Annotated in this window: 4 protein-coding genes; 3 read left to right on the forward strand and 1 reads right to left on the reverse strand. The window is 46.0% G+C overall.

Features of this window, described 5'->3' with window-relative positions; all coding sequences use genetic code 11:
• Positions 1-91 precede the first annotated feature (91 nt).
• The 3 genes from JCM11969_RS20065 to JCM11969_RS16345 are packed head-to-tail and all read left to right on the forward strand — an operon-like array spanning position 92 to position 1,505.
• On the forward strand, positions 92-451 hold the full coding sequence (locus JCM11969_RS20065; protein ID WP_263850085.1) for an MFS transporter: 360 nt from the start codon (positions 92-94) through the stop codon (positions 449-451).
• Positions 448-873, forward strand: coding sequence for an MFS transporter (locus JCM11969_RS20070; protein WP_054712947.1), 426 nt, complete (start codon positions 448-450; stop codon positions 871-873). The genes JCM11969_RS20065 and JCM11969_RS20070 overlap by 4 nt, the downstream gene beginning before the upstream one ends.
• Positions 874-875: 2 nt before the next feature.
• The gene (locus tag JCM11969_RS16345; protein WP_054712950.1) at positions 876-1,505 is read left to right on the forward strand and encodes an MFS transporter; all 630 of its coding nucleotides are present in this window, start codon (positions 876-878) and stop codon (positions 1,503-1,505) included.
• An 87-nt stretch (positions 1,506-1,592) separates the two neighbouring features.
• Here the strand turns inward: JCM11969_RS16345 and JCM11969_RS16350 are convergent, their stop codons facing one another.
• Positions 1,593-2,366 (reverse strand): alpha/beta hydrolase, encoded by a 774-nt coding sequence (locus JCM11969_RS16350; protein ID WP_054712952.1) that lies wholly within the window; start codon positions 2,364-2,366, stop codon positions 1,593-1,595.
• Positions 2,367-2,583 lie beyond the last annotated feature (217 nt).

The raw sequence follows: 2,583 nt of genomic DNA on the forward strand, positions 1-2,583 counted from the left end.
GAAGATGATTACCAGTTTAGACGAAAATTAGTCGCCAGTTGGCGTTTTTATTTTTAAATAAATATGTAGCTAGCTACATAAGAAAGGTGTGTTGCTTATACTCACGATCAATTCATCCGTCAAAAAACGCAACTTCATGTTGGCCGTCCTGTTAATTGGCGCCTTTACCATGCTCCTCACCGAAACCTTTTTCAACAATGGCATTCCCACCATTATCAGTGTCTATCACGTGACACAAGCCACTGCCCAGTGGATCAGTACGGGCTACCAACTCGTGGCCGGGCTAATGATCCCACTATCTGCCTGGATGTTTCACAAATTCAATACTAGACACACAGTGATCGTGCTCGCGTCGATCTTCTTGGTTGGCTCGATCATTGGCTTTTTTGCGAATAGTTTTATCCTGCTGCTCCTTGGCCGGCTGATTCAAGCCATCGCAGCTGGTCAATGATTCCGCTGATTCAAAACGTGGTTTTATTACTCTATCCGCAAAGTAAACGGGGCACGATCATGGGCATTATTGGCTTAGTCGTTGGCTTTGGACCAGCACTTGGTCCAACTGTCGGCGGCTGGATCATTGATAATCTTGGTCTCAAATGGTTATCAGGCGTTTTAATACCACTCGCAATACTCCTTATCATCGCATCCGCCATTTGGGTTCACCCAGTGGTAGCGTCAAAAGAGGTGCATGTCGACTGGTTGTCCATTGTCGAGTCTTCCCTTGGGTTCGGCACCTTGCTCTACGGCTTCTCAGCTATCGGTAACACGGCTAGTCTGACCATTACCAGCGCGTCCTCGCTACTGATCGGTATGTTAATACTTGTTGCCTTTGGTCATCGTCAATTGACGATTAAAACCCGCCCATCAACTTAACAGTGTTTAAGAATCGGACATTTACCCTCACAACCACCTTAAGCGCGCTAAGTAACGTAGCCTTATTGGGCGTCGAACTGGTCTTACCGCTCTATTTGCAACGTGTCCACGGGCTGTCCGCCTTTCAGTCAGGATTACTACTATTACCGGGTGCGTTGCTTGAAGGATTACTCAGCCCCATTTCAGGAAGGCTGTATGATAAATACGGCATTAAAACCATTTCACTGATAGGCTTCGCTATTGTTGCACTGGGCACATTACCAATGCTGTTTTTCACGCCAACAACAAACCTCGTGATCGTTGCAACCTCCTACGCATTTAGAATCATCGGGATTGCGACGGTCATGATGCCAACATTTACTGAAGGCATCAATGCGTTGTCGCCAAGCCTTAGCGTTCACGGCAACGCTGCGTCTTCCACAGTTCGGCAAATCGCTGGCTCCCTTGGTACCGCTATTTTAATGATGTTAGTCTCATTCGGGACTCAAATTGGTAAGTCTGAACATCTTTCCAGTGTGAGTCAACTAAATCATGGCTACTGGTTCTCATTTCTTATCGCTTTCCTAATGGCAATACTTGGATTCATCCTATCCTTACGACTAAAGTCATCATCTAAAAAAACGACCCTGTAACAAAGAAACGCTTTGCTTCCAGGAAAAAGAGGACTCAACTAACCCCCTAAATTTGGGGTTTAGTTGAGTCCTCTTACAGGTCATCATCTATTCAGTCAAAAAGGCCACAGCCAAATCAGTACTAATCTCCCGAGTCGCCCCTTCAAACGTATGCCCGGCACCATCAACAATATGCAATTCCGAGTTTGCATAGACGTCATCATACTTCCGGGAAGCCTTATTATCTACGATCACATCCGCCGACCCATGAATCAGCGAAACAGGACCTTCAAACTGCTGAGCGACTTCATAAATCGGCATCACTTGTGCTGTGCGTAAATACAGGCCACCAACAGCGAGATTCAAATAGTCCAGCGGTGCGCCCAGTGGCAATTTTTCTGGAATATGGTTTGGGTCGTAGGTGGCGCTTTGCAGCCGACCTTTCAAAGCATCTTCCTTTAGGGTCGCTGCCGGTGCCATCAAGACTAATTTAGCGACCTCGTCATGGTAGAGCCCGGCAACCATGCTGGCGACCACGCCGCCCTGGGAGTGGCCCAGTAGATAGATCTGGTTTACATTTGGCAAATGACGTGCGTAGTTTAAGAACACGCTCGCATCCGCAATCTCACTTGGGACGGTCATTTCGGAAAAGTCGCCGTCACTTTCGCCGTGGCCGTCAAAATCAAACCGAATCGTGGCCACGCCCTTCGCTGTTAACTTTTCACTCAGTTCGTACAACATGTCCTCGTGCGCCTTACCCTTATCACCTGTAAACCCGTGCATGATGAGTGCTAAATCATAGTCTGTCGCATTTTCCGGGGTGTTCAGTACCCCTCGTAAAGTTAAGTTAGCGCGTTGAACTGTAATGTTTTCTGATTTCATTTTATGATCGTCCTTTTTGAGTTTAAATTTTAGAGTGGTTGCTCTAATTGCTGTTCATCATAGTCACTGTTGAATGGGAAGTCAACAGTTTTAGAGTGAATGCTCTAAAATTAATATTAGAACAGCTTATAGTGCCTTTTATCTAAGGACAGATAGGTCTAAAATGAATATCAACTTTTTAAAAAATTCCGTTTAAAAGTGAGCGATTCCGCAACCC

The sequence above is a fragment of the Secundilactobacillus paracollinoides DSM 15502 = JCM 11969 genome, assembly GCF_001311135.1.
GTDB lineage: Bacteria > Bacillota > Bacilli > Lactobacillales > Lactobacillaceae > Secundilactobacillus > Secundilactobacillus paracollinoides.